The following is a 21115-nucleotide window of genomic DNA, read 5'->3' as shown; positions in this document are numbered from 1 at the left end:
CATGACTACCCTTTCAGACCTGAACGCCAGCAGCCAGGCGCGCTTCATCGAGCAGCTGCATGGCATCTATGAACACTCGCCCTGGATCGCCCAGCGGGCCGCCATGGCCATACCGTTTGCCAGCCTGACGGCGCTCAAGACGGAACTGCAGCGCGTGCTGGCGCAAGCTTCGCCCGAAGAGCAGCTTGGGTTGATACGCGCCCACCCGGAACTGGCCGGCAAGGCCGCCATCGCGGGACAGCTGACAGCCGAATCGACGCGCGAGCAAGCCAAATCCGGCCTGAACCTGTGCAGCGCCGAAGAATTTGCCACCCTGCAGCGCCTGAATGCCGAATACAACGCCAAGTTCGGCTTTCCCTTCATCCTCGCCGTCAAGGGTCCGACGGGCGAAGGCCTGACACGCCAGGACATCATGGCCACCTTTGCACGGCGCCTGAAAAACCGGCGCGCCGAGGAACTGGCCGAATCGCTGCGGCAGATCAAGCGCATCGCCGAGCTGCGCCTCAATGACTTGTTCGACGTGCGCCTGGACTTCGGCCCGGCCATCATGCAGCACGCGGAAACCCTGGCCGGCTGGAGCGATAGCGATTACAACCTGACCTGCGCCTACCTGACGCCGGCGCACCAGAAAACGGCTGCACAACTGGCTGCCTGGATGACAGACGCCGGCATGCAGGTGCATGTCGACGCCGTCGGCAATGTCGTCGGACGCTATCTGTCCGACACGCCCGGTGCGAAAACCCTGATGACAGGCTCGCATTACGACACGGTGCGCAACGGCGGCAAGTACGACGGGCGCCTGGGCATCGTGCTGCCGATTGCCGTCGTGCGCTACCTGCACGAACGGGGCGAAAAACTGCCGTTCCACTTCGAGATCGTCGGCTTCGCCGAAGAGGAAGGCGTGCGCTTCAAGAGTACCTTCCTGGGCAGCACGGCCGTCACGGGCAAGTTCGATGTCTCGCTGCTGGAGCAGGTTGATACGGATGGCACAAGCATGCGCGAGGCGCTGGCCGCTGCCGGACACGAGGCGACCGCCATCGGCGCGATCGCGCGCGATCCGGCCGACTTGCTGGGCTACGTGGAAGTGCATATCGAGCAGGGCCCCGTGCTGCTCGAACGCGACCTGCCATTGGGCATCGTCACGGCGATTGCCGGCAGCTCGCGCTACCTGGTCAGCCTGAGTGGCGTGGCCAGCCACGCAGGCACCACACCCATGACAATGCGCCGCGATGCGGCCAGCGCGGCCGCCGAAATCATCCTGCTGGTGGAGCAGCGCTGCAATCAGGGCGAGGCGCTGGTGGGCACGGTGGGGCAACTGCTGGTGCCCAACGGTTCGGTCAACGTGATCGCCGGCGCCTGCACGCTGTCCCTGGACATCCGCGCTGCAAGCGATGCTGTGCGCCAGAGGGCCGTTGACGATGTTCTCGATGGCATCGCCGCCATCTGCGCCCGGCGCCAGATCGACTATCAGCTGGAGCTGCTGCTGTCGGCGCGCGCCGCGCCGTGCGCGCCATGGCTGATGGCGCAACTGGCACAAGCCGTGGCGTCCGTCGGCATCGAACCATATGCGCTGCTGTCGGGCGCCGGCCACGACGCCATGGCCATGGCCGCCATCACCGACGTGGCCATGCTGTTTACCCGCTGCGGCAATGGCGGCATCAGCCACAACCCGCTGGAAACCATGACGGCCGACGATGCCGACATCGCGGCGCGAGCCCTGCTGGCCTTCCTGCGCAACTTCTGTGCCGAAGAGCGGCCCTGACGCGGGCGCCGCCGCCTTGGGCCGGGCAGCGGCGTTTTTTCAGCGCCGCCGCGCCCCAAATCAGGGCGAAAATACGCACAATAACAGTGCACCCCCCGGACGGCAGAATCGTTGCCAAAAAATTTTCCCCTTAAGAAACAAGCGACTACAAATTCGCACCAAAATGGAACGGATCTTGCTTTAGTTTGTAGCATTAATTCAATGCTGCACAATTACCGGGAAACTAGTTCGCATGGATGCACTTAAAAATGGCGCCGACGCCCTCTTCATCTTACTGGGCGGTATCATGATCCTGGCCATGCACGCCGGTTTCGCCTTTCTCGAACTGGGCACGGTGCGCAAGAAAAACCAGGTCAACGCCCTCGTCAAAATCCTCGTCGACTTCGCCGTCTCGACCATCGCCTACTTCTTCGTCGGCTACAGCATCGCCTACGGCGCCAACTTCTTTTCCAGCGCCGAAGTCCTCAGCGCCAAGAACGGCTACGAACTGGTCAAATTCTTCTTCCTGCTGACCTTCGCAGCGGCCATCCCCGCCATCATCTCCGGCGGCATCGCCGAGCGCGCCAAGTTCTATCCCCAACTGGCGGCCACCGCCGTGCTGGTCGGCCTGGTCTACCCCTTCTTCGAAGGCATCGCCTGGAACCACCGCTTCGGCGTGCAGGACTGGTTGCACAGCGTCTTCGGCGCCGAATTCCACGACTTTGCCGGCTCCATCGTGGTCCACGCCGTGGGCGGCTGGGTGGCCCTGCCGGCCGTGCTGCTGCTGGGTGCGCGGCGCGGCCGCTACAGCAAGGATGGCGCCATCGCCGCGCACCCGCCATCGAACATCCCCTTCCTCGCGCTGGGCGCCTGGATACTCACCGTGGGCTGGTTCGGCTTCAACGTCATGAGCGCGCAAACGCTGGACAAGATGAACGGCCTGGTCGCCGTCAATTCCCTGATGGCCATGGTCGGCGGCACCCTGGTGGCGCTGCTGATGGGTAAAAACGATCCGGGCTTCGTCTACAACGGCCCGCTGGCCGGTCTGGTGGCGGTGTGCGCCGGCTCCGACCTGATGCACCCGCTGGGCGCCCTGATCACCGGCGGCATCGCCGGCGCCATCTTCGTCTGGATGTTCACCTGGACACAGAACAAATGGAAAATCGACGACGTGCTGGGCGTCTGGCCGCTGCACGGCCTGTGCGGCACCTGGGGCGGTCTGGCGGCCGGCATCTTCGGCAGCAAGGCGCTGGGCGGCATGGGCGGCGTCTCCTTCATGGCGCAACTGATCGGCAGCGCGCTGGGCATCGGCATCGCCGTCACCGGCGGCATCGTCATCTACGGCTTGCTGAAAAAAACCGTCGGCATCCGCCTCGACGCCGAACAGGAATTCGACGGTGCCGACCTGTCCATCCATAAAATCAGCTCCACGCCGGACTAATCCCCGCCGGGCGACGCCAGTTACCCGTCGATGCCGGCGCGCTCGAGCATCGCGTCTTCGATTTCATTGTGGCTGATGCCATCCTTGCAGGGCACGAAGATCATGCCGGCCGGCGCCAGACAGGCCGCGTAGATGGCGTCGTGGCCCGCGCTGCTGGCTTTCCTGCACAACTTCCAGAGCAAGCCGGTTTGATTCAGTCTCCGCTGCGCTGCCAGCGCTCCAATTCCCCGGCCAGGTGCGCGATCAGCGGCGCCCAGCCGCCGAGCGAGGGCTGGCGGAACAGGCGCATCGACGGATACCAGGGGCTGTCGCTGCGCCCCGCCATCCAGCGCCAGTCGGCGCGGTAGTCGGGCAGCAGCACCCAGCATGGCTTGCCCAGCGCGCCAGCCAGGTGCGCCACGGCGGTGTCGACGCTGATGACCAGGTCCAGGCTGGCGATCAGGGCCGCCGTGTCGGCCATGTCGCCCAGTGCCGCAGCGCCGCCCGCCAAAGACAACGCGGCCGACATCTCATCCTCGCCCGCGCCCTTCTGCAGGCTGAGGAACTGGATCCCCGCGACGGCGCCCAAGGGCGCCAGCACATCGAGCGATGGCAGCGAGCGCTCGCCATCGTTTTCAAACGCGGGATTGCCTTTCCAGGCCAGGCCCACGCGCAGCGGTGTGTGCTGCGATGCAGGCGACAGGCGCGCGGCCCAGGCGTCCGCGGCTGACGGCTGCGCCTGCAAGTACGGCACAGGTACCGGTATCGTTTCCAGGGTCGTGCCGCACAGGCCCGGCAAGCTCAGCACTGCCACCCAATAGTCCCAGCCCTCGGCCGGCACGGCTTCGCCTATGGCCAGCACGCGATCGATGCCGGGCAGGGTTTGCAGCAGGGCCTTGAGCGGTGGATGGCACAGCACGCTCACCTTGGCCGCGCCCAGTTGCCTGAGCAGCGGCACATAGCGGCAAAAGAGCAGCATGTCGCCCATGCCCGCCTCCGGACAGATCAGCAGCGACTTGCCGGCCAGCGCTTCGCCCTGCCAGCGCGGGAAGCGGAAATAGTCGGCAAACGCAGACGGTTGTGGCCGCGCCTCCAGCATCTGCCAGCCTTCGGTCAGTCGGCCCTGGCGCAGCAGCAAATAGGCCAGGTTGTAGCGCGCGTTTGCATAGCCATGATCGAGTGCGATGGCGCGGCGGTAGCAGGATTCCGCCTCTGTCTCGCGCTGGGCGCAGGCCAGCAGCACGCCCAGATTGGACCAGGCTGAAAACAGCTCCGGCGCCAACGCCAGCACCCTGCGCTTGATACGCTCGGCCTCGGCCAAGCGCCTGCACTGCATCAACAGCGCAGCCAGGTTTTGCAGCAGATGCACGTCATCGGGTGATTGCGCCAGCGCGCGCCGGTAGTACGCTTCGGCATCCTGCAGCGCACCCGTTTGCCCGCGCATCCAGGCCAGGTTGGATAGGGCGACAACATCATCAGGATGGTGCGCCAGCGCCAGCTGGAAGCTGGCCTCGGCACCGGCCACATCGCCGGCTGCCAGCAGGGTGCCGCCCTGCATGGCAAGCAGGGCGGCCTGGCGAATATCAGTATCGGGAATGCTCATCGAAAGTGCCATGCTGTGTCGAGGCGCCCAGCATAGCACTGCCCCGCCTACACGGCCACGGCCCGTTCCAGCATCGCGTGCAGCAGCACATTGCAGCCCGCTTCCAGGTGTTCGGGCTTGGCATCCTCGATTTCATTGTGGCTGATGCCATCCTTGCAGGGCACGAAGATCATGCCGGCCGGCGCCAATCTAGCCGCGTAAATGGCGTCGTGGCCGGCGCCGGAGACCACGTCCATCACGGAGTAGCCCAGCTTTTCCGTGGCGTTGCGCACGGCGCCCACGCAGTCCGGGTGGAAGGGGCATGGCGGGTAGTAGGACACGCGCTCTAGCGTGATGCCGAGTCCCGTCCTGTCGCGGGTGGCATCAATGAAGGCCGTGATTTCGCCGTGCATAGTGTTGAGCAATTCATCGCTCACATTGCGCAGGTCGATGCTGAATTTCACTTCGCCGGGAATCACGTTGCGGCTATTCGGAAACACCTGCACCATGCCCACCGTGCCGCGCCCATACGGCGGATAGCGGTTGGCAATCGCCACCACTTCCTGCATGATGCCAGTGGCCACCTGCAGCGCATCCTTGCGCAGTCCCATTGGCGTCGGTCCCGCGTGCGCTTCCATGCCCGTCACCACGCAGTCATACCAGGACAGGCCCATCACGGCCGGCACCACGCCGATGACTTTATCCGCATCTTCCAGCACCGGGCCCTGCTCGATATGCGTCTCGAAATAGGCGCCGATGGGATGATCGCCCGGCACCTGTTCGCCTTTGTAGCCGATGCGCGCCAACTCCTCGCCTACGGTCTTGCCTTCCGTGTCTTTCGCCGCGTACGCAGTCTCCAGGGAAAAGGCGCCGCAGAAGACGCCGGAACCCATCATCACGGGCACGAAGCGAGAGCCTTCTTCATTGGTCCAGAAGGCCACCTCGATGGGTGCCTGCGTCTTGATTTTCAAGTCATTCAGGGTGCGCACCACTTCCAGGCCCGCCAGCACGCCGTAATTGCCATCGAACTTGCCGCCCGTGGGCTGGGTATCGATATGGCTGCCCGTCATCACGGGCGGCAAGGTATTGTCCGTGCCGTCGCGGCGCATGAAAACATTGCCGATCTGGTCGATGGTGATGCTCATTCCTGCTTCGCGGCCCCACCCCACCACCAGGTCGCGCCCCTGCTTGTCCAGGTCCGTCAGGGCCAGGCGCTTGACGCCGCCCTTGGGCGTGGCGCCGATTTTTGCCAGCTCCATCAGGGCCGCCCACAGGCGTTCGCCATTGATCCTCAGTTCACTCATGCCACTCTCCTTTTTCATGCCGTGACCGCAGAGAAAGCCGGGCGCTGCACATAGCGCCCCGCTCCCTCGACGGCCATCAATTCGCCCTTGTGGAACACCACCTTGCCAGCAGCGATCGTGGTGCTGGGGATGCCGCGCACGCTGCGCCCTTCGAAGACATTGAAGCCTCCTTTGGCGAACTGCGTGGCGGCAGAAATGGTGCGCGTGCCTTGCGGGTCCCACAACACGATGTCGGCATCACTGCCCACGGCGATGACGCCCTTGCGCGGATACATATTGAAGATCTGTGCCGCATTGGTGGAGGTGACCTTGACGAATTCGGATGGCGTCAGCATGCCCGAATTGACGCCCGCGTCCCACACCACGGCCATGCGCTCCTCGACGCCGCCGCAGCCGTTCGGGATGCGCGTGAAGTCCTGCTTGCCCGCCGCCTTCTGTTCGGCGCAAAAGGTGCAGTGGTCGGTGGCTGTCGTGTGCAGGTTGCCACTCTGCAGACCATGCCACAGGGCCGCTTGATGGTGCTTGCCGCGAAACGGCGGACTCATGACATGACCCGCCACGAAATCGAAATCATCGCTCTGATACACGCTGTCGTCGATCACCAGGTGGCCCGCCAGCGCTTCGCCATACACGCGCTGGCCATTCGCCCGCGCCCGCGTAATGGCATCGAGCGACTCTGCACACGAAACGTGCACGATGTACACGGGCGTGTTGAGGACGTTGGCAATGGCGATGGCGCGGTTGGCCGCTTCCGCTTCCACGGCCGGTGGCCGCGACAGCGGATGCGCCTGCGGCCCCGTGATGCCTTTCTTGAGCAAGGATTGCTGCAACTGGAACACCAGCTCGCCGTTTTCCGCATGCACGGTAGGCAGCGCACCCAACTCCAGCGAACGGGTAAAGCTTTTCACCAGGGTTTCATCGTCGGCCATGATGGCGTTCTTGTAGGCCATGAAGTGCTTGAAGCTGTTGACGCCATGTTCGCGCACGAGAATGCCCATCTCTTCATGTACCTGCTCGCTCCACCAGGTAATCGCCACGTGAAAGGTGTAGTCGCCCGCTGCCTTGGCCGACCATTCGCGCCACTGGTGATAGGCCTCGATCAGCGACTGCTTTGGGGCCGGGATGACAAAGTCCATGATGGTGGTGGTGCCGCCTGCCAGGCCGGCCGCCGTACCAGTGAAAAAATCGTCGGCCGTCACCGTGCCCATGAAGGGTAAATTCATGTGCGTATGCGTATCGATCCCGCCCGGCATCACGTACTGGCCGCCCGCGTCGATCACGGTGGCGCCAACGGGCACCGGCAGGTTCTCGCCGACGGCAGCGATGATATCGCCTTCAATCAGTACATCGGCACGGAACGCACGGTCGGCGTTGACGACGGTGCCGCCACGTATCAGTGTAGTCATATTGCTGTCTCCTCGTTTAGTCGATCAAGCGAGCGGCGCCTGCTGCATGTGTGCCACTACCTTGCCCTTCATCATGACGCCATAGACGACTGCGGCGATGGCCACGCCCACGAACCAGGCGTAGGTATAGACGGTTTTAAAGCCTTCGGCCACGTCGGGAAAGGCCGTGGGAAAGGCCGCGTTCAAAAAGCCCGGGATATTCGGCAGCACGGCGATGACAAAGGCGATCAAGGCCGCCATGTTCCAGCCATTGCCGTACGAGTAGACGCCATCGTCGCGATACAACTGCTTCACGTCGAGCTGGGTCTTGCGCACAAAGTAATAGTCGACAATGAGGATGCCGGCGATGGGGCCAAGCAGGGCCGAATAGCCGATCAGCCATGTGAAGATATAGCCCTGCGTCGATTCCAGTACCTTCCACGGCATCATGACGATGGCGATGAAGGCGGTGATGTAGCCGCCCATCTTGTACGAAATCTGCTTCGGCGCCAGCGAGGAAAAGTCATACGCTGGCCCCACCAGATTGGCCGCCAGGTTGACGCTGACGGTGTCGATCAAGAGAATGATCAGCGCGATCAACACGGCGGCGCCCGTCATACGGCTGGCCAGGTCGACGGGATCCCAGATGGCCTTGCCGTACAAAACGACGGAAGCGGAGGTAACGATCACGGCCAGCATGGCCAACAGGCCCATGGGCACGGGCAAGCCGATCGACTGGCCGACGATCTGGTCGCGCTGGGTCTTGGCGAAGCGCGTGAAGTCGGGAATGTTCAGCGCCAGGGTAGCCCAGAAGCCCACCATGGCCGTCAGCGATGGCCAGAAGACGCTCCAGAACTGGCCGGCCTTTTTACCGCCGGGGATGAATTGCGATGGCTGGTCCAGCAGCGCACCTACGCCCCCGGCTTTGGTATGCACCCAGTACAGCAGCACGAAGCAGATGAGAATTTTCAGCGGCGCCGTGTAGGTTTCCAGCTTGCGGATCGATTCCATGCCGTGCAAGATGTAGTAAAACTGGATGGCCCAAAAAGCCAGGAAGCACAGCAGCTGGCTGCCGTTGATGCCCAGGCCTGCGATCTTCTCGCCGCCCAGTTCATGCCCCATCAGGACACCCATCAGGGTGTAGATCATCTGGCCGCCGAACCAGGTCTGGATGCCATACCAGCCGCAGGCGACGATGGCGCGCATCAGCGCTGGCAAGCGCGCGCCCATGGTGCCGAACGAGGCACGCGCCAGCACCGCATACGGGATGCCGTACTTGGTGCCCGCGTGGCCAATCAGCAGCATGGGCAAGAGCACGATGGCGTTGGCGATAAATACCGTGAGCACGGCCTGGTAGCCGGACATGCCGCTATCGATCAGACTGGCCGACAGCGTATAGGCGGGGATGCACATCACCATGCCGACCCACAGCGCGGCGAAGTGATACCAGCGCCAGGTGCGCTGCGCCGCCGTGGTGGGCGCAAGGTCTTCGTTCCATAGCTGCGTGTTGCCTGAATAGTCGTGGTTCACAGGTATTCTCCATCGGTTAGACCGCTGGCAACTTGAAGATGCCAGGGATACTGCAATGTGGAAACGGCTGCGGCCTAGCTTACCGCAAGACTGGGGAATGTTTACAAATCAAACACATGCAAAAATCGTGCCCTGTTTTTTTAGCCAGACGTTAGCCTTACAATGGCTAACAGAAGCGTAGCGAGCGGCAGCGGTTTGTGGCCGAGAAGCGCAACCGTGCTAGAGCACGGTGAGCATCACAGGCCGCAAAGCGCGACGCGCAGTAGCTTATGTTAGGCCGTCACCAATGCGCGCGGGTTACGCGGGTCCTGCGTCCAGTTCATGTAAGGTTTGCCTGTGGTCTGCGGCACCATCGTGATGCAACCCTGCACCGGACAGGTGATTTCGCACAGGTTGCAGCCCACGCATTCATCCTTGATGACTTCATAGGTACGCGTGCCGGCGGCGTCGATCAGTTGCGCGATGGACTGGTGCGAGGTGTCTTCGCAGGCCACGTAGCACTTGCCGCATTTGATGCAGTCGTCTTGGTTGATTTGCGCGATGACCTGGTAATTCATGTCCAGGTATTTCCAGTCCGTCGTGTTGGCCACGGCCTTGCCGGAAAAATCGCTGATACGTTCGTAGCCCTTTTCATCCATCCAGCGCGACAGGCCATCCTTCATCTCTTCGACGATACGGAAACCATGCAGCATGGCGGCCGTGCACACCTGCACGCAGCCGGCGCCCAGGGCGATGAATTCGGCTGCATCGCGCCAGTTGCCGATGCCGCCGATACCAGAAATGGGCAAGCCGCGCGTCTGCGGATCACGGGCGATTTCGGCCACCATGTTCAGGGCGATGGGCTTGACGGCCGCACCACAATAGCCGCCGTGCGTGCTGGCGCCGCCCACGATGGGCAAGGCCACCATGCGGTCCAGGTCCAGCGATGTGATGGAGTTGATGGTGTTGATCAGTGAAACCGCATCGGCGCCGCCCGCCTTGGCCGCACGCGCCGGCAGGCGCACGTCCGTAATGTTGGGCGTGAGCTTGACGATCACGGGGAGCTTGCTGTGCTTCTTGCACCAGGCGGTGACCATCTGCACGTACTCGGGCACCTGGCCCACGGCGGCGCCCATGCCGCGCTCCGGCATGCCATGCGGGCAGCCGAAATTGAGCTCGATGCCATCGGCGCCCGTCGCCTCCACCTTTGGCAGGATGTCGGCCCAGTAGTGCTCCTCGCACGGCAGCATCAAGGAGACGATGATGGCGCGGTCAGGCCAGTCCTTTTTTACTTGCGTGATTTCGCGCAGATTGATCTCCAGCGAACGGTCGGTAATGAGCTCGATGTTGTTGAAACCCACCACTTCGCGGTTCTTGCCATACAGGGCGGAATAGCGCGAAGAGACGTTGACGGCGGCCGGATCTTCGCCCAGGGTCTTCCATACCACGCCGCCCCACCCCGCCTCGAAGGCGCGCACCACGTTATAGGCCTTGTCGGTCGGCGGTGCGGACGCCAGCCAGAAGGGATTCGGCGCCTTGATGCCGCAAAATTCGATGCTGAGATCAGCCATTATGCAGCCTCCACCTTGGAAAGAAGATCGTGATGAATGGCCAGTGCGGCCAGCTTGCCATGCTGGACGGCCTGCACCGTCAAGTCCTGCCCCGGCGCCACGCAGTCGCCGCCCGCATAAATCCCCGGCAGCACCGTGCGAAGGCCCGCGTCGACGGCGATCTTGTCACCCTCGCGCCTCAAAAGGGAAGCCATGGGATCGTGCAGCACTTGGGTATCGAGACTTTGGCCGATAGCCTTGAAGATGGCGTCGGCCGCCACGTCGAACGTCTCGCCCGTGCCAAGCAGGCGCGTGCCCTGCATCTGCGTTTTCTCGAAGCGCATGCCGGCTACCTTGCCGGAGGCATCGAGCAGCACCTGTTGCGGCTGGGCCCAGGTCAACATGCGCACCTGGTTCGCCTTGGCGATCTCCTGTTCATGGTGAGTGGCCGTCATGGCGTCGAAGCCGCGCCGGTACACCAGCGTGACTTCCTCGGCACCGAGCCGTTGAATTTGCACGGCCATGTCGATGGCCGTATTGCCGGCGCCAATGACGATGGCCCGCTTCGGCACGGGCAAGGTGGCCAGATCGTCCGCCTGGCGCAGCGCGGCAATGTAGTCGACGGCGGCCAGCAAACCCGGCGCATCCTCGCCTGTCAGGCCCAGCTTGCGGCTGGCACCCAGGCCAAGGCCCAGGAAGACGGCGTCGTAGCGGGCATGCAGCTCGCACAGCTGCACATTGTCACCCAACACCTGCTGACAGTGGATGGTGATGCCGCCTATGCCCAGCAGGAAATCGATTTCCTTTTGCGCGAAGTCGTCTGTCAGCTTGTATTTGGCGATGCCATATTCATTCAGGCCACCCGCCTTGTTTTCCTTCTCAAAGATCACCACGTCGTGCCCCAGCATGGCTAGGCGGTGCGCGCACGACAGGCCGGCAGGTCCCGCGCCGACGATGGCGACGGTTTTGCCCGTGGCCGGCGCGCGTTTGAACGGATGGCTGGCAAAATGCATGTGGTCGACGGCATAGCGCTGCAGCAGGCCAATTTTCACGGGCTGGCCTTCCGCATCGTGGTTGCGCACGCAGACGTCTTCGCACAGGATTTCCGTCGGGCAGACGCGCGCGCAGCTGCCGCCCAGGATGTTCTGCTTCAGGATGCCGGCTGCGGCGCCGTTGATGTTCTTGTCGTGGATGTTGCGGATGAAGCTGGCCACGTCGATTTCCGATGGGCAGATGCGGCTGCACGGCGCGTCGTAGCAATACAAGCAGCGTGCGCTTTCGATGGCTGCCTGGCGCGCCGTCAACGGTGGCGCCAGGTCTGTGAAATGCCCCGCCAGCTCGGCGCTGGGCAAGGCAGGATGCGGCAAATAATGTAGGGATTCGATCATCACGCTTTCCTTGTCATTTCCTGCTGTGGATTTTTCTGAAATACGTGCCCTTACTTCATCTGCGGAAAAGCAAATTCCACGCCAGCGCTGGCCGTGTTGGGCCAGCGCTGCATGACGGCCTTGTGGCGCGTATAGAAACGCACGCCTTCCGGGCCGTAGGCGTGGTGGTCGCCGAACATGCTGCGCTTCCAGCCGCCGAAACTGTTGAAGGCCATGGGCACGGGAAGAGGTATGTTGACGCCCACCATGCCGACCTGGATCTGGCGCACGAATTCGCGCGCCACGCCGCCATCGCGCGTGTAGATGGCCACGCCGTTGCCATACTCGTTGGCGTTTATGAGTTCCACCGCATGCACCACGTCGGGCGCGCGCAGCATACACAGTACGGGACCGAAAATTTCTTCCTTGTAGATGCTCATGTCGGGCGTCACGTGATCGAACAGGGTACCTCCCACGAAGAAGCCGTTTTCGCGTCCTGCCACCACGTGGTTGCGGCCATCGACGACTAAAGTGGCGCCTTGCTCCACCCCTTCGCCGATCAGTTTTTCAATACGCAGCTTGGCCGCAAGCGAAACCACGGGCCCCATCTCAGCACCATGCTCCATGCCGTCGCGCACTTTCAGTGCAGCCGTGCGCCGCGCCAGTGCATCGATCAATTTGTCACCCGCATCGCCCACGGCCACCACCACCGAGATAGCCATGCAGCGTTCGCCGGCCGAACCGTAGGCGGCGCCGATCAGGGCGTCGACCGTCATGTCCATGTCCGCGTCGGGCATCACCACCATGTGGTTCTTCGCGCCGCCCAGGGCCTGCACGCGCTTGCCGCTGGCGCTGCCACGCGCATAGATGTATTCGGCGATCGGCGTGGAGCCGACAAAGCTGATGGCTTGCACGACAGGATGATCGAGCAGGGCGTCGACCGTCACCTTGTCGCCCTGCACCACATTGAAGACGCCGTCCGGCAAGCCTGCGTCCTTCAACAATTTTGCATGCAGCATCGAGGCCGAGGGATCGCGTTCGGACGGTTTCAGCACAAAGGTATTGCCGCAGGCGATGGCGACGGGGAACATCCACATTGGCACCATCACGGGGAAATTAAATGGCGTAATGCCGGCCACCACACCCAGCGCCTGGCGCATGGACCAGGCATCGATGCCGCGCGAAATCTGGTCCGTGAATTCCCCTTTCAGCAGTTGCGGAATGCCGACGGCAAATTCCACCATCTCGATGCCGCGCGCCACCTCGCCCTGCGCGTCGGCAAAGGTCTTGCCGTGTTCGCGCGTCAGCATGGCGGCAAATTCATCCGTGTGCTGCTGGCACAGCTGCAGGTAGCGAAACAGCACGCGCGCGCGGCTCAAGGGTGGCGTGGCCGACCATGCAGGGAAGGCGGCGGCGGCGGCCTGCACTGCCGCATCGACGTCCTCTACGGTCCCCAGCGCCACGCGGGCGACCGGGACGCCCAGGGCGGGGTTATAGACGTCGCCATAGCGGCCGCTGTTGGTGTCAACCTTGGCGCCGTTGATAAAGTGGGTGATGGTATCGAGATCGCTCATGGTTTTTCCTTAGTCCAGATTTTTCAATACTGTCGCCAGCTTGCCGAACAGCTCGTCGACGTGCTGCTTTTCCAGCACCAGCGGTGGCGACAGGGCAATGATGTCGCCCGTCGTGCGTATCAGTACGCCGTCGGCGAAGGCTTGCTTAAAGGCGTTAAAGGCGCGCGTGCCCGGCTTGCCGGCAATGCCTTCGAGTTCAATGCCGGCGATCAGGCCAATGCTGCGCAGGTCGATCACATGCGGCAGCCCTTTGAGTGAGTGCACGGCGTCGCTCCAATACGCCTGCATCGCTTTCGCGTGGCCCAGGATGTCCTGTTCCTCGAATACTTCCAGCGTCGCCAGCGAGGCGGCGCAAGCGAGCGGATGGCCGGAATAGGTATAGCCGTGGAATAGTTCGATGCCGGCTGGTGCATCCATAAAGGCGTCGTGGATGTATTTTTTGCTGAACACGGCACCCATCGGCACCATGCCGTTGGTGAGGCCTTTGGCGGTCGTCATCAGGTCCGGTTCGACGTCAAAATAATCAGCCGCGAACGGCGTCGTCATGCGGCCAAAACCCGTGATGACTTCATCGAAGATCAGGAGGATGCCGTGCTTGGTGCACAATTCGCGCAAGCGTTTCAGATAGCCTTTCGGCGGAATCAGCACGCCCGTGGAGCCGGCCACTGGCTCCACGATGACGGCGGCAATGGTGGAAGCGTCGTGCAGCGCGACGATGCGTTCGAGTTCATCGGCCAGGTGCGTGCCATATTCCGGCTCGCCCACCGTGTAGGCGTTCTTTTCCAGGTTGTGCGTGTGCGGCAAGTGGTCCACGCCGGGCAGCAGGGGGCCGAAGGTCTTGCGGTTGCCGCCGATGCCGCCCACGGAAATGCCGCCAAAGCCCACGCCGTGATAGCCGCGTTCACGGCCAATCAACCGCGTGCGAGCCCCTTCGCCACGCGCCCGGTGATAGGCCAGCGCAATTTTCAGGGCCGTGTCCACAGCTTCGGAACCGGAGTTGGTGTAGAACACGTGGCCGAACTTGTGGCCCGTATAGTCCATCAGTTTTTCCGCCAGCTCAAAAGCTGCCGGATGGCCCATCTGGAAGGTGGGCGCGAAGTCAAGCTGCCCCACCATCTCGCGGATGGCGCCGACGATCTTCGGCTGCGCATGGCCGCACGGTACGCACCACAGGCCGGCCGTGCCATCGAGGATGGCATTGCCATCGACGTCCTTGTAGTACATGCCTTCGGCCGATACCAGCAGGCGCGGGTTGGCCTTGAAATCCCGGTTGTTCGTAAATGGCATCCAGAATGCCGACATCGATTCCGGCCTCGCTGTGTTCATGACCTTCTCCTTGGGATGGGCTGCCGCCGCGCAATATCATTTTTGACGAGGCGTAAAATAATTTACCAGTTGGCAAAAAGCTGATGTAATAATAGACAGGCCAACCCCGATGGCACAGATACACAAACGGTAAAGTATCCCAACCGTACAGGTCAAAAAACCACTACAATTTTGTGCAGGGCAGCATAAGGAGTACCGGTGACGCACCAGCCCAGCAACGACAGCACGGACGATGCCGCAGGCAATGCCAGCGGCTGGCCCGTGCTGGAAATCGGCCGCAACAAGAAAGGCGGCCTGGTCGAACAGATCGTCATCGCCATCAGTGTCATGGTAGGCAGCCGCGCCTTGCGCATTGGCACACGCATGCCGTCCGTGCGCCAGTTTGCCAAGTGCAATGGCGTATCCACCTTCACCGTCGTCGAGTCGTACGACCGCCTGGTCAACCTGGGCCTGTTATCGTCACGGCGCGGCTCCGGCTATTTCGTCGCGCGCCACGATATTGCCGCCTCGCCGCAGGCGGCCGCGCATGCCAATGCCAATGCCAACGCCAATCCCAGTCCCAGTCCCACCGCCATCGATGCGCTCACGCCGGACCTGTATTCCGGGGTGTCGGAAGCGCTGCCCGTGGGCGCGGGCTGGCTGCCGCCCGAGATGTATGGCGAGGCGACCGTGCTCGATGCCGTGCGCCAGGCCATGCGCATCCCCGCCAGCCGGCTGCGCGGCTATGGCCATCCTCTGGGTTTTCCCTCGCTGCGCCAGCACCTGGCGACGAGCCTGTCCGAAGACCTGTTCCAGGTTGAGCCAGACCAGGTCTTGCTGACACATGGCGCCACGCACGCGTTCGACCTGATTCTGCGCAGCCTGACCAAGCCGGGCGATACGGTGCTGGTGGAAGACCCCGGCTACAGCAATTTGCAGTCGCTGATACGCCACCACGGCTGCATCCCGGTCGGCATTGCGCGCGGCGAGGCAGGACTTGATCTCGATGCGCTGGCCAGCGAGGCGGCCCGTACGCAGCCGAAACTGATGTTCGTCAACACGGTGCTGCAAAACCCTCTGGGCACCTCATTGAGCCAGGCGCAGACGCACCGCTTGCTGGCATTGGCCGAGCAATTCGATTTCTGGCTGGTGGAAGATGATATTTACCGCGAGATGGCGGCGCGCGGCGAAGCGTCGCTGGCCGCCATGGATGGCTTGCGCCGCGTGATCCGCGTGGGCAGCTTTTCCAAGACCCTGTCGCCCGTGCTGCGCGTGGGCTCCATCTGCGCCTCGCTTTCGCTGGTGGCCGAACTGGTGCGCGTAAAGATGCTGGCGGGCCTGACGACGTCGGAAATCAACGAGCGCGCCGTCTACCATGCCATCTCCGCACGGCCTTACAAGCGCATGGTCGAACGGCTGGTGGCGCAGCTCGACGCGGCCCGCGAACGCAGCATCGACTGCCTGGCGCAGGTGGGCATGGCACCTGTGGCGCGGCCGCGCGGCGGCATGTTCGTCAGCGCCGGCTGGCCCGACGTCCAGACGCCGGAATGGAGCGGAAAAGTCATCGCCGACATGGCGTTAAAGGCGGGCATCCTGCTGTCGCCAAACGAATTTTTCATGCTGCGCGCGCCCGAGACGGTGTGGTTCCGCTTTAACGTCGCCTACACCGACACGCCCGTGCTGCAAGCCTTCCTGCAATCGATCCGTCCCCGCTAGAGAGCGACCATGGCCAGCGACAAATCCTCCATCCCGCAAGTGAAAAATGCTGGCGGCCGGCGCCTGCAAAACCGCGACCGCCTGGAAGCGGACATCCTGGAGCAAGCCGTGCGCGTGTTCGCGGAAAATGGCTACGAAGGCGCATCGATCGCTACCATCGCCGAGCGGGCCGGGATGTCGAAGCAGAACCTGATGTATTACTTCCCCAGCAAACAGCTGCTGTACCAGCGCGTGCTCGATGATGTACTCGACGACTGGCTGGCGCGCATGGACATACTGGCCAATGAGCACGACGAACCGCGCGATGTACTGCGTGCCTATATCGGCGCCAAGCTGCGTTTTTCGCGCGAGCAGCCATGGGCTTCGCGCGTGTATGCGCTGGAGGTGATCAATGGCGCGCCCCTGTATGGCGCGCAGATACGCGACAGGGTCGTGCCCCTGCTGCGCAAGGATATCGCCGTCTTCGAAGAATGGATCGCGGCCGGCAGGATTGCACCCGTCAACGCCACGCACCTGATGTTTACCATCTGGGCCATGACGCAATCGTATGCGGATTTTTCGGCGCAGATGACCCTGGTGCTGGACCGCAAGCAGCTGACGCGCAAGGATTACGAGGATGCCGAACTCCTCATCACGCACATGGTGCTGGCCAGCATCGCGCTGCCTGTAACAGCGCCCGGCCCGTGATGAAATTCCCAACAAACAGATGTCTGGTGATAGCATGACGCGCTGGAGCGTTTGCAATATGCACAGGACAAATACGGAACAAGGAACAGGCATGAAACGATGGTCATCGGCGCGCAGCGCGTCATTACTGGGCAAGGCCGTCTGCGCCACCCTGCTGGCGCTGGCGCTGGCCCCGGCAGCGCAGGCACAGACATTTGGCATGATAGAAAACCAGCCTTTGAACGAAACCTGGCTCAATGCGGGCTTTTATTCGCATCATTTTCAACGCGACAAGGGCTTGAACGACAGCAATCCTGGCTTGGGCGCCGAATACCGCTTTTCCACCGTCGCGTCGGCCACGGCTGGCCGCTTCTACAATAGCGACCGCGCGTATTCCAATTACCTGGGCGTGTATTACCAGCCCATCAAGATGGGCCCGTTTCGCGTCGGCGCCGTCGTTGGCGGCTTCAGCGGTTATCCGAAGATGCGCGACGGCGGCTGGTTCCCCGCCCTGGTCCCCACCATCAGCTATGAATACCAGCGCGTGGGCATCAATATCGCCATCGTGCCATCCTATAAAGACCGGCTGTATGGCGCCCTCAGCGTCCAGCTCAAGCTGAAAGTCTTCGAGTAACGGCCTGTCGCCGCATGTCGTCGTTCGTGCCGCCCAGGCTGCTGTTCATCGCAGACAGGGTGCACTCAAGCAAAAGCCTGGCTATAGTGCATCATCGCCAGGCCATCACGACGGCAACGGGCACTCAACGACGACAGGAGAGCAATATGAAAGACATCAATTCGGCACCGGGCAGCACATCCTTCACCGCCTTCTGGAACGAGCTGTGCGACTATGCGCGCCAGGGCCTGGACGCAGTGTCGGCAATGCCCTGGCCCATGCTGCTGGCCTGCGCCATTGGCCTCGCCTTCGTCATCACCATCTTGCCGCTGGCCATCACCCTGTTTGCCATCTTCCTGCTGCTGAAGTGGGCCGGCAAGGCGGGCGGCTTCAGCTGGGACAAAAAAGCTACCCAGCCGGAACAACCGCCCCAAGCGTGACGCTCTTGTAGGGCGCATGAGAGTGGCATATAGTGAAGCGCGGTCATGACAGGTACAACACCATGGCCATGCACACCGGTCATGGTGAACATGCATGATCGAAGCTACTCCATCCCTCTACAGGAGTTTCCATATGACCACTACAGCAAAAGCTACCAGGGCCACCACCATACCCTGCCTGCGCTACCGCGACGCGCCAGCCGCCATCGACTGGCTCTGCAAGGCATTCGGCTTTGAAAAACAGTTGATCGTGCCCGACAGCGACGGCGGCATCGCGCACGCCCAGCTCAGTTTCGGCAATGGCATGATCATGCTGGCGAGCGCCATCGACAGCGAATACGGCCGCCTGATGCAGCACCCTGGCGACATCGGTGGCGCGAATACGCAAAGCAGCTACCTGGTCGTCAACGATGCCGATGCCGTCTACCGCAGCGCGCTTGCAGAGGGCGCCGAGATCGTGCTCGACATCAAGGATGAAGATTACGGCGGACGCGGCTTTACCTGCCGCGATCCGGAAGGCCACATCTGGAGCCTGGGCACCTACGACCCATGGTGAGACGGAGAACAATGATCATCAGTACCATCGCCGCCGCCAGCCTTGCGCTGCTCGGCGGCTTCCTGTCCGCCCCCATCCTCGTCGACGAACACCTCAATCAAGTGCATCCGCCGGCTGGCAAGGCGCCGTCGACAGCCGCCGTTGCCTTGCACCAGAGCCTGTGGATCGCCGACCTGCACGCCGACAGCCTGCTGTGGCAGCGCGACCTGAACCGCGGTAGCCAGCGTGGCCATGTCGATTTCCCCCGCCTGGAACGGGGCAACGTGGCCCTGCAGGCATTTTCCGTGGTGACCAAGACGCCGCGCAAGATGAATATCGAGCGCAACGGCAGCGACACGGACAACATCACGGCGCTGGTGGTGGCGCAAGGCTTGCCGCCCGCCACCTGGAACAGCCTGCTGGCGCGCGCGACCTACCAGGCCGACGCGTTGCGCCAGCAAGCTGGCAAGAGCAATGGCAAGGTCCGGGTCATCGGCAGCCGTGCCCAACTGCGCAGCTTCATCGCCGCGCGCGAGCAAGATCCCGGCCTGCTGGCCGGCTGGCTGACGCTGGAAGGCGCACACGCGCTGGAAGGCAAGCTGGCCAATCTCGATACACTATACAAGGCAGGCTACCGCATGGCCGCGCCCACGCATTTCTTCGATACGGAACTGTCCGGCTCCCAGCATGGTTTGAAAAAAGGCGGCTTGACCCCGCTGGGCAGGCAATGGCTGCGCGCCATGGAGCAGCGCAAGATGATCGTCGACCTGGCGCATGCCTCGCCCGCTACCATCGACGACGTATTGACACTGGCGACACGCCCCGTGACGGTGTCCCATACGGGCGTGCGCGGCACCTGCGCCAACGGACGCAATCTCAGTGACAGCCAATTGAAACGCATCGCCGCCCAGGGCGGCCTGGTGGGCATTGGCTTCTGGAACACGGCTGTCTGCGGCAAGGATGTGGCATCGATCGCGCGCGCCATCGGCTACACGGTAAAGCTGATCGGCGCGCAGCACGTGGCCTACGGTTCGGACTTCGACGGCGCCGTCACGACCGCCATCGATGCGGCAGGACTGCCGCGCCTGACACAGGCGCTGCTCGATGCGGGCCTGTCGGAAGCGCAGATACGCCGCGTCGCCGGTGGCAACGTGCGCGACTTCCTGCTCAGGAACCTGCCCGACGACGACGCCTAAGACAGGGCCGCGATCAGGGCCTGGTTCGCCACCTGGCTCGGCCTGACCTTGATCAGATGGCGGTACAGCGGCGGCATGACACCGCACAGCGAGTGCAAGGCATGTTGGCCGATCGCCGGACGCACGTACTGGAATTGCGCCGGATTATTTTCCGGCAGCGCACCTTCCATGGTCGAACCATAGGCACCCAGGTTCATGAAACTGGCGGCGCTATCGTCCGGGCCGATGGCCAGCACGAAGGTGCCGTGCTTGGGGTGCCCCAGATAGCTTTTAATTTCCTCCTGCAGTGCCGGCTCGGCGCCCGCCATCAGTTCATAGCGCAATTGCGCGTACTGGCGCGTGCACTCCATGAAGGGCGTGCGAATGAGGGAGTGCGCCAGCTGGCCCGGCATGCACAGCAGCAGGTTGCCGAAGGAATCGAGCAAGGCGGCTGCATCGCCCTGGCCGCCATCGCGCGCATCCTGCTCCATGGCCGCCTGCAGGAATGGCGCCAGGCCCGCATCGGGCGCATGCGGTGTGCAGCGGTAGGTCAGGGCATCGGGATAGCGGCGGCGCAAGGCGCGCACCACGGCATGCTCGGATGGCAAGGTGGCAGGATCGCGCCGGTGGCCATCGTCGCCGGCGTTCAACAGCTGCATCACGCGCGCCGACGTCGACTCAAACACCAGCGAACACAATGCCTGCGTCGCCTCGTGGATGCTCTTGCCGATGAAAAAAGACCTGGGCGCGGCGCCCGACGGCGCGCGGGCATACACGCTGGCGCCGCGCACGGCCGGATAGCAAAAGCTGCGCCCCGCCTGCGCCTGCAGCGGTGCCGGCAAGGCCGTGAAACTGGCGGCGCCATCGTAATTGATGCCCGCATTGACATCGGGCGCGGCCACTACCACATTGAAGCCGGCTGCCAGAATCGCGCCCGTGCACATGCAGCAGGGGTCAAGCGAGGTGACGATGGTCAGTTCGCCCGGCGGCGGCAAGGGCGTGCCCTTGGCGCGCTCGGCAAAATACCAGTCCACCAGCTGGCGTTCGCCATGCGCGGTGGGATCGAATACCAGGCCCTGGCGCACGACGTTATTGTGCATCGATTGCAGCACGTTGCCGGCGCCATCGAGCAGCACACCGCCCACGCCGAACGTGCCCTGCGTCTTGGCCGCCAGGGCTTCGGCTGCGGCAATCGCCACAGCGGCCTGGATGTCTATCGTCTTGTTCAAGCGG

General features: G+C 63.0%; 17 protein-coding genes and 1 pseudogene. 8 read left to right on the top strand and 10 right to left on the bottom strand.

The window, feature by feature from the left end; translation table 11 throughout:
* The first annotated feature begins 1 nt into the window (after window position 1).
* A complete protein-coding gene (locus tag ACQ4W6_RS05075) occupies window positions 2-1762 on the top strand; it encodes an allantoate amidohydrolase (RefSeq protein ID WP_436566096.1) in 1761 nt (586 codons plus the stop codon).
* Window positions 1763-1994: 232 nt separating this feature from the next.
* A complete protein-coding gene (locus ACQ4W6_RS05070) occupies window positions 1995-3182 on the top strand; it encodes an ammonium transporter (protein ID WP_436566095.1) in 1188 nt (395 codons plus the stop codon).
* 20 nt (window positions 3183-3202) lie between these two features.
* Here the strand turns inward: ACQ4W6_RS05070 and ACQ4W6_RS05065 are convergent.
* From ACQ4W6_RS05065 to aptA, 9 genes and pseudogenes are all read right to left on the bottom strand, one after another.
* A pseudogene (locus ACQ4W6_RS05065) lies at window positions 3203-3337 on the bottom strand (Zn-dependent hydrolase); the annotation flags it as partial.
* 38 nt (window positions 3338-3375) lie between these two features.
* The gene (locus ACQ4W6_RS05060) at window positions 3376-4764 is read right to left on the bottom strand and encodes a tetratricopeptide repeat protein (protein ID WP_436566094.1); all 1389 of its coding nucleotides are present in this window, start codon (window positions 4762-4764) and stop codon (window positions 3376-3378) included.
* Window positions 4765-4811: 47 nt separating this feature from the next.
* Window positions 4812-6047 carry a Zn-dependent hydrolase gene (locus tag ACQ4W6_RS05055; RefSeq protein WP_436566093.1) on the bottom strand — a complete coding sequence of 412 codons (1236 nt, stop codon included), beginning with the start codon at window positions 6045-6047 and terminating at the stop codon, window positions 4812-4814.
* A gap of 14 nt (window positions 6048-6061) precedes the next feature.
* Window positions 6062-7453, bottom strand: coding sequence for a dihydropyrimidinase (gene hydA, locus ACQ4W6_RS05050; RefSeq protein WP_436566092.1), 1392 nt, complete (start codon window positions 7451-7453; stop codon window positions 6062-6064).
* 24 nt (window positions 7454-7477) lie between these two features.
* Window positions 7478-8962, bottom strand: a complete 1485-nt coding sequence (locus ACQ4W6_RS05045) for an NCS1 family nucleobase:cation symporter-1 (RefSeq protein WP_436566091.1) — start codon at window positions 8960-8962, stop codon at window positions 7478-7480.
* Window positions 8963-9234: 272 nt separating this feature from the next.
* On the bottom strand, window positions 9235-10512 hold the full coding sequence (preA, locus tag ACQ4W6_RS05040) for an NAD-dependent dihydropyrimidine dehydrogenase subunit PreA (RefSeq protein ID WP_436566090.1): 1278 nt from the start codon (window positions 10510-10512) through the stop codon (window positions 9235-9237).
* Window positions 10512-11879 carry an NAD(P)-dependent oxidoreductase gene (locus ACQ4W6_RS05035; protein ID WP_436566089.1) on the bottom strand — a complete coding sequence of 456 codons (1368 nt, stop codon included), beginning with the start codon at window positions 11877-11879 and terminating at the stop codon, window positions 10512-10514. Before ACQ4W6_RS05035 ends, preA begins: the two co-directional genes overlap by 1 nt.
* Window positions 11880-11929: 50 nt before the next feature.
* Window positions 11930-13432 carry a CoA-acylating methylmalonate-semialdehyde dehydrogenase gene (locus ACQ4W6_RS05030; RefSeq protein WP_436566088.1) on the bottom strand — a complete coding sequence of 501 codons (1503 nt, stop codon included), beginning with the start codon at window positions 13430-13432 and terminating at the stop codon, window positions 11930-11932.
* Between the two features lie 9 nt (window positions 13433-13441).
* Window positions 13442-14758 carry an omega-aminotransferase AptA gene (aptA, locus tag ACQ4W6_RS05025; RefSeq protein WP_436566087.1) on the bottom strand — a complete coding sequence of 439 codons (1317 nt, stop codon included), beginning with the start codon at window positions 14756-14758 and terminating at the stop codon, window positions 13442-13444.
* A gap of 198 nt (window positions 14759-14956) precedes the next feature.
* Here aptA and ACQ4W6_RS05020 point away from each other — a divergent pair, with 198 nt between their 5' ends.
* The 6 genes from ACQ4W6_RS05020 (at window position 14957) to ACQ4W6_RS04995 (ending at window position 19903) form a co-directional block, all read left to right on the top strand.
* Window positions 14957-16453: an aminotransferase-like domain-containing protein gene (locus ACQ4W6_RS05020; protein ID WP_436566086.1), complete on the top strand. Its 1497-nt coding sequence runs from the start codon at window positions 14957-14959 to the stop codon at window positions 16451-16453.
* 9 nt (window positions 16454-16462) lie between these two features.
* Window positions 16463-17140, top strand: coding sequence for a TetR/AcrR family transcriptional regulator (locus ACQ4W6_RS05015; protein ID WP_436566085.1), 678 nt, complete (start codon window positions 16463-16465; stop codon window positions 17138-17140).
* Window positions 17141-17231: 91 nt separating this feature from the next.
* Entirely contained in the window at window positions 17232-17753 is a 522-nt protein-coding gene (locus ACQ4W6_RS05010; protein ID WP_436566084.1) for a hypothetical protein, read from the top strand.
* Between the two features lie 146 nt (window positions 17754-17899).
* Window positions 17900-18172 carry a hypothetical protein gene (locus tag ACQ4W6_RS05005; protein ID WP_436566083.1) on the top strand — a complete coding sequence of 91 codons (273 nt, stop codon included), beginning with the start codon at window positions 17900-17902 and terminating at the stop codon, window positions 18170-18172.
* Window positions 18173-18305: 133 nt separating this feature from the next.
* A complete protein-coding gene (locus ACQ4W6_RS05000) occupies window positions 18306-18728 on the top strand; it encodes a VOC family protein (protein ID WP_436566082.1) in 423 nt (140 codons plus the stop codon).
* Between the two features lie 11 nt (window positions 18729-18739).
* The gene (locus tag ACQ4W6_RS04995) at window positions 18740-19903 is read left to right on the top strand and encodes a dipeptidase (RefSeq protein WP_436566081.1); all 1164 of its coding nucleotides are present in this window, start codon (window positions 18740-18742) and stop codon (window positions 19901-19903) included.
* Here the strand turns inward: ACQ4W6_RS04995 and ACQ4W6_RS04990 are convergent.
* Window positions 19900-21111 carry a nucleoside deaminase gene (locus ACQ4W6_RS04990; protein ID WP_436566080.1) on the bottom strand — a complete coding sequence of 404 codons (1212 nt, stop codon included), beginning with the start codon at window positions 21109-21111 and terminating at the stop codon, window positions 19900-19902. The genes ACQ4W6_RS04995 and ACQ4W6_RS04990 overlap by 4 nt on opposite strands.
* Window positions 21112-21115: the final 4 nt, after the last annotated feature.

Source organism: Janthinobacterium woesei (genome assembly GCF_051380875.1).
GTDB lineage: Bacteria > Pseudomonadota > Gammaproteobacteria > Burkholderiales > Burkholderiaceae_D > Janthinobacterium.
The sequence above is the reverse complement of the archived record's forward strand: the minus strand, read 5'-3'. Positions and strand labels throughout refer to the sequence as shown.